General features: G+C 44.9%; 6 protein-coding genes. 3 read left to right on the plus strand and 3 right to left on the minus strand.

Annotation, left to right across the window (positions count from 1 at the left end; genetic code table 11):
* The first annotated feature begins 37 nt into the window (after positions 1 to 37).
* Positions 38 to 1,522, plus strand: a complete 1,485-nt coding sequence (locus tag GXO74_06355) for a sugar ABC transporter ATP-binding protein (GenBank protein NOZ61285.1) — start codon at positions 38 to 40, stop codon at positions 1,520 to 1,522.
* A gap of 29 nt (positions 1,523 to 1,551) precedes the next feature.
* Here GXO74_06355 and GXO74_06360 read toward each other — a convergent pair whose 3' ends face one another.
* The 3 genes from GXO74_06360 to GXO74_06370 all read right to left on the minus strand — a co-directional run bounded on the left by GXO74_06360 (position 1,552) and on the right by GXO74_06370 (position 4,249).
* Positions 1,552 to 3,288 carry a T9SS type A sorting domain-containing protein gene (locus tag GXO74_06360; protein NOZ61286.1) on the minus strand — a complete coding sequence of 579 codons (1,737 nt, stop codon included), beginning with the start codon at positions 3,286 to 3,288 and terminating at the stop codon, positions 1,552 to 1,554.
* On the minus strand, positions 3,272 to 3,832 hold the full coding sequence (locus GXO74_06365) for a phosphoglycerate mutase family protein (GenBank protein ID NOZ61287.1): 561 nt from the start codon (positions 3,830 to 3,832) through the stop codon (positions 3,272 to 3,274). Before GXO74_06365 ends, GXO74_06360 begins: the two co-directional genes overlap by 17 nt.
* A 204-nt stretch (positions 3,833 to 4,036) precedes the next feature.
* Complete coding sequence (locus GXO74_06370; protein ID NOZ61288.1) at positions 4,037 to 4,249, minus strand: hypothetical protein; 213 nt, start codon at positions 4,247 to 4,249, stop codon at positions 4,037 to 4,039.
* 238 nt (positions 4,250 to 4,487) lie between these two features.
* Between GXO74_06370 and GXO74_06375 the strand changes: the two genes are divergently transcribed.
* Positions 4,488 to 4,691, plus strand: coding sequence for a hypothetical protein (locus GXO74_06375; GenBank protein NOZ61289.1), 204 nt, complete (start codon positions 4,488 to 4,490; stop codon positions 4,689 to 4,691).
* Between the two features lie 41 nt (positions 4,692 to 4,732).
* On the plus strand, positions 4,733 to 5,158 hold the full coding sequence (locus tag GXO74_06380) for an OsmC family protein (GenBank protein NOZ61290.1): 426 nt from the start codon (positions 4,733 to 4,735) through the stop codon (positions 5,156 to 5,158).
* Positions 5,159 to 5,513 lie beyond the last annotated feature (355 nt).

Genomic DNA, 5,513 nt, shown 5'->3' on the forward strand with positions numbered 1-5,513 from the left:
TGGCGAAAAATTTGGATTTAAGGCGAGGGTTGAGTTGATGAATGAAATTGTTTTGCAGATGAAAAATATCCGTAAAAAGTACCCCGGCGTTTTGGCGCTGGACAATGTAAATTTTGATTTGCGCCGCGGCGAGGTGCACGCGCTGGTCGGCGAAAATGGCGCCGGCAAATCGACACTGATAAAGATTCTCGCCGGAGCCGTCGGTAAAGATTCCGGTGAAATTTTTCTGAACGGACAACCGGCTGAAATTGAAACGCCCAGCGACGCCCAGCGGTTCGGCATCGCCATCATTTATCAGGAATTCATGTTGATTCCGGCGGTGTCGGTAGCGGAAAATATTTTTTTCGGCAGAATGCCCTTGCGGTGGAAATTTTTTCTCAACAAAAAACTGCTTCATCAACGCGCGCGAACCATGCTGCAGCACGTGGGTTTGAAAGTAGATGTCCAGCAAAAATTATCCGTGCTGCCCGTGGCGCAGCAGCAGATGATCGAAGTCGCAAAAGCGCTATCCGTGAATGCCAACATCATCGTGATGGACGAGCCGTCCGCAGTTTTGACGGGGCATGAATTAGCAAAATTATTTGAAATCATTCGCCAATTGAAGGAAAAAGACGTCGCTTTCATTTATATTTCCCACCGTCTGGAGGAAATATTTGAAATTGCCGACCGCGTCACGGTGCTGCGTGACGGAAAAATTCAGGGTACAAAAGCAATCAATGAAGTGGATCGCGACGGTCTCGTGCAAATGATGGTAGGCAGAGAAATTGAATCGTGGCAGCGAAAGCGCTCTGCCGATTCAAAGAAAGAGGTGATGTTGGAGGTCGAAAATTTGCAAACCAGGAAACTGGCGGAAGCAATAAATCTTAAAATTCACGCTGGCGAAATTTTGGGAGTCGCCGGCCTTGTCGGCTCGGGCAGAACGGAACTGGCGCGGGCGATTCTTGGCGCGGATAAAAAAATCAGCGGCAGCGTGAAATTAGCCGGTAAAAAACTGATTATCAAATCTCCGGCAGATGCAATCAAGGCGGGCATCGGTTTTGTTCCGGAAGACAGAAAAGATCAGGGGTTGTTTTTTGATTTGAACCTCATGGCAAATATGACCATTTCCAATTTATCTGCCCTGACGCGACGCGGCATGATTAAAAAAAAATTAGAGAAACAAACCGCCGAGTCGCTTTCAAAGCAATTGCGGATCAAACTAAGCTCGCTCACGGACAGCGTCAATAGTTTGAGCGGCGGCAATCAGCAGAAAATAATTCTCTCGCGCTGGTTCAGCGGCAATGTGAAAACAGTCATTTTCGACGAGCCGACTCGCGGCGTGGATGTCGCTGCTAAAGTGCAAATCCACGAATTAATTCACAAGTTGACGGAACAGGGCATCGCAGTGATGATTATTTCTTCGGAACTGCCGGAAATTCTCAAAATGAGCGACCGAATCATCGTCATGCGCGAAGGTCGGATCGTCGGCGAGTTTCCCAGGGGGAAAGCGACAGAAGGGAAAATTGTTTCGCTGGCTTCTTAATTTTTTCGACTCAATGCAAATCGGATTTTTCATTTCAAATAAAGAATTTTCCGCCGCGCAATTTGATTTCCTGCTTGCAAATTTATCAAATAAACACCGCTGGTGAGCAAATTCCCCGAGTAATCTTTCCCGTCCCAGAAAAGGTGAAAACTGCCGGATGGTTGCGTTTCGCGGAACAGGGTGCGGACTGTCTGCCCGAGCAGGTTCAAAACCTTCAGTTCCACCAAGCCTGATTTTGGCACTCGATAATTTATTTGAGTCAATGAGTTGAACGGATTGGGAAAGTTTGAAAGTAAGTTTTCATTTTCGGATACGCAGATATTTTTCTCTGCTGTTTCCACTGCCGTGGTTGCACTAAATTTGACAATAGAAATGCTGAAGGGGGGACAATCGACAGGGACGGTCTGTATGGCTTGCCCGGATTCAACCGAAGAAAAGCAGCTTGTGATTCGATTCTGGGCGTAGCGAAAAATTTCATAACTGTTCATGCCGTCGGGGACGGAAATGGTGGCGGTCCTGTTTGACTCGTTGTACTTGTTGATTAAAATGACGCTCACGCCGCCGTCGACGCGGCGAATGGCAAACGGCTGGATGACGTACGAATGGACATTCATGCCACCGTGGTGGAGAACGTCTGACTTCGGCGTCTCATTTGTCGCGCAGCCAATTATCTGTGCGTCTGGCTTGAGACCTGCCACATCAATTAAAAATTTCCATGAAAAGTAGGGCGGCAATTCCCTGAATTCCGGAAACCAGTTCAAAATCCCGTACCCGCCGATAGTCTCCCAGTGCAGCGTGATGTCGAAGCCACCTTTGGCGCCGTGCAGCAAAGCCGCCGCCTGATACACGCCGCCAAAAATATTCGTATTTCGCGGATCAGTCCAGAGTTCGCCGTCTTTTTTCCAGACGGCGCTGACATTGTAGGCGTCGAGAACGAGTGTGCCCGACCACTTTCCTCCGACCATGTCTTTGATTTTCAGCGGCGCTTCCTCGTACCAGATTGTCCTGTCCATGATCAACGCGTCTGAATCATCGCCGTCCCAGGAAATGAATAAATTGACTGAAACGAAATCGAGGTCATTTTTTCCTTCGGGTTCATTGAGAACATAATTCGCCCAATGTCCGTTTTCCCAACCGCCAAAACTTGAGGGACCGCCGCATTGAATTTCGGGCTTGACATTTTTGACCTGCTTTGCCGCGCGCAAAAATAGCTGGGCGCATTTCTTGAACGGAAGATAATAATCGCGATCCGGGTACAGCATGTTGGGCTCGTCGAAAAAAATAATCATGTCCAGATCGTTTTTGTAGCGATTGGCAAACTCAAAGACAGCGGCCTCCCATTCAGCCAATCCGTCCGCGTCATTCCACCACGGATCTGTTGGCGTTCCAGTGAACCATTGCTCACTCTGATAAATGCAGGGAAGCGGCTTGTAGTTGAGACTGGTGATTTCCGCCACTTTTTTATCCAGTTCTTCCCAATTCCAAACGTTCGGCGCCGGATGAAAATCAGCGACTTTTGCCCAGATTCGGACGCGCTGCAATTTGAGCTTTGCCAATTTATCTGTCGCATTATTGTTGTCGTAAGTGTCAGCGTGATATTGAATGCCGAAAAAATCTGCACCAAGGGTCTGATAAATTGTATCGCTGACGGTAATTGCCGCAGTTTGTGAAAGCAGAACACTGACTGAAAGAAAAAATGCCACGAACAAACTTAATATTGAGTACGCCAAATGCGAAGGTAAGTTTTTGTCAAGCCGAAAATTCATAAACTCCCAAACTCCAAAAATTTTTGCCTGAATAGCGAGGCCCTTGCCAGCCACGGGACAAAAATTCCTTTGAAATAAATCTATTTAAAAAGCCATGACCGATCAAAATTGCAGATTCATTTTCCTTTGCTATTTCGATGAGCTTTTGCGCAGCGGAGGCTGCTCTTTTCCTGGCCTCACGGTAAGATTCGCTGTTGGCGGAATAGCCAAAAAACCAGATAACTCTGAAAAGAATTGACCAGACGAAGGGTGAAAGACTGAAAAAGGGGGAATTTGGATACGGCAAGTCCAACTCTCGGAACAAAGGATCGACAAGGCCGGGATTTAATCCAAGAGCACGCGCCGAGTCCAGCGAGCGTTGTAAATCACTGCAAACGACAATCTTGCATGTTTTTGCCGCCGCAACGGCATTTTCAGGCGGTGTTTCTTTTTCGCTGAGACCCGCTGCGTTGTACGCGTCGATTATTTTGCGCATTTCGTTAGCTTTCATTTTTTCAGGATAATGAACGTCGGGCCTGCCGTGTCTGAGCAAAACAATTCGCATTTGTAATAACCTTTTTCAGAAAAATTTAACGGGCAATTTGTTCAATTCTTAATAAATTGGGCACTTTTGGCGCAAAGCAACGCGTACTGGGGCAATTTTTCTTCTTTGCTGAGGTTAATCCGCTTAATTGTCGAAAAAACAGCATTTCAGAGAAAAACTAATGTGTTTGTGCTGAATTGAGCAGCCCTTTTTTCACGAACCCAATCAGCCTCGGGTCTGTCCCAAAAATGCCGACTCTATTCCAGTAGTCCATGGCTTCTTTGAGCGCTTTTTCCCCTTTGCCAATCGATCCGGGCGAAAATAAGCGTAAACCTTTCCGTACAAAATATCCGGAAGTGCATCATCCGGGAATTTTTCGCAGATGTTCAGAATTTCTGTGAATTTTCTTAACGCCATGTAGCTGTGAATTGCTGACATTCGTGCGCCCTGATTGTCATTTTGCGGCTTCCTTTTTTGGCTGAATCAATTTTTTTTAATTTAATCATTTTTTTCGGTAAAAGGCAATAGATTTTTTGGCAGAACGGAGAATTTTGAAAATAGTTGTCTCTGTGGAAAACTTGACAATTCAATTTGAAAAATGTAGGTGAAAATTCTGCCTCTTTGAATCTTTTTGAATATCATTTCATCAAAAAAAGAGTCAGGAGGAAAAAACAAAATGAAAAAGCTCACGGAAAATAAATTGAAAGATTATTTGGCGTCGCTTGAGGGCCGAATAGACGCCTGCTGCGACAAGCACGTCGCAGAGCTGCTGAAAGACGTCATTTTTGAGGAAGCGAAAGAGCGGTTCGATGAGGTCTCGTTAGTTTCGCTGAAGACTGCCATCGAGAAAATGATCAACAAGAAATTTTCCATTGAATAAAAAAATAGAACGACGTTTGTTATGAAAGTTGGGAGACTGAAATGAATGTAGAGATTAAACAAGTTGATGGCTTAACATTGGTCGGAAAAGCGGATTCCGGACACTGGGTCGCGATGGACGGGGGAGAAAAAGTTGGCGGAAATGACGCCGGAACTCGCCCCATGGAATTATTACTCATGTCACTTGGCGGCTGCACCGGAATGGATGTGATTTCTATTTTGCAAAAAAAACGTACCCCGTTCACGAAAGTGAACATGCGTCTTGAGGCAGAGCGAGCAGATGAACACCCGAAAGTTTTCACGAAAATAAAAATCACGTTTTTGGTCTATGGCGATAAAGATAAAATCAAAGCCGCAGATGTCGAGCGAGCAATCGAGTTGTCCAGTACCAAATATTGCTCGGCTTCCTCGATGTTAAAAAAGACAGCGGAAATTTCTTACCAATACGAGGTGATTGACACAAAGTAAAAAAATTATTTTTTCACCGACAATTTCGGCGGACGCCCTTTTGAGTAAATTCTCAGCAAATTTAAACTTTTTGTTTTAGACTAAAGATATGGCCCATAGTGACAAAAACAGTGAAAGGAACCCACGGAAATTTTATTGAAGTTTTCGGCAAGATTTAAAACCCTATTATCTCAAACAGACAGAAAATAAAATGACTTTAACTGAAATATTGCCATTCCTGTAAAATTATTCTTGTTTTTTTTGAATATTTTTATTATTTTCTATTTTTGACTTGGGAAAAAACAGGAATCTGGGAATTTGCATATATGGATATTTCAGAGAAGGAATTGATAAAAAGGGCGAAGCAGGGCGATCG

This window comes from Calditrichota bacterium (assembly GCA_013152715.1).
Lineage (GTDB): Bacteria > Zhuqueibacterota > Zhuqueibacteria > Thermofontimicrobiales > Thermofontimicrobiaceae > 4484-87.

Bases quoted from the DNA above. Each gene is read 5' to 3' on its own strand.
- GXO74_06355 (NOZ61285.1), top strand. From the start codon at position 38: ATGAATGAAATTGTTTTGCAGATGAAAAATATCCGTAAAAAGTACCCC.
- GXO74_06360 (NOZ61286.1), bottom strand. From the start codon at position 3,288: ATGAATTTTCGGCTTGACAAAAACTTACCTTCGCATTTGGCGTACTCA.
- GXO74_06365 (NOZ61287.1), bottom strand. From the start codon at position 3,832: ATGCGAATTGTTTTGCTCAGACACGGCAGGCCCGACGTTCATTATCCT.
- GXO74_06370 (NOZ61288.1), bottom strand. From the start codon at position 4,249: ATGTCAGCAATTCACAGCTACATGGCGTTAAGAAAATTCACAGAAATT.
- GXO74_06375 (NOZ61289.1), top strand. From the start codon at position 4,488: ATGAAAAAGCTCACGGAAAATAAATTGAAAGATTATTTGGCGTCGCTT.
- GXO74_06380 (NOZ61290.1), top strand. From the start codon at position 4,733: ATGAATGTAGAGATTAAACAAGTTGATGGCTTAACATTGGTCGGAAAA.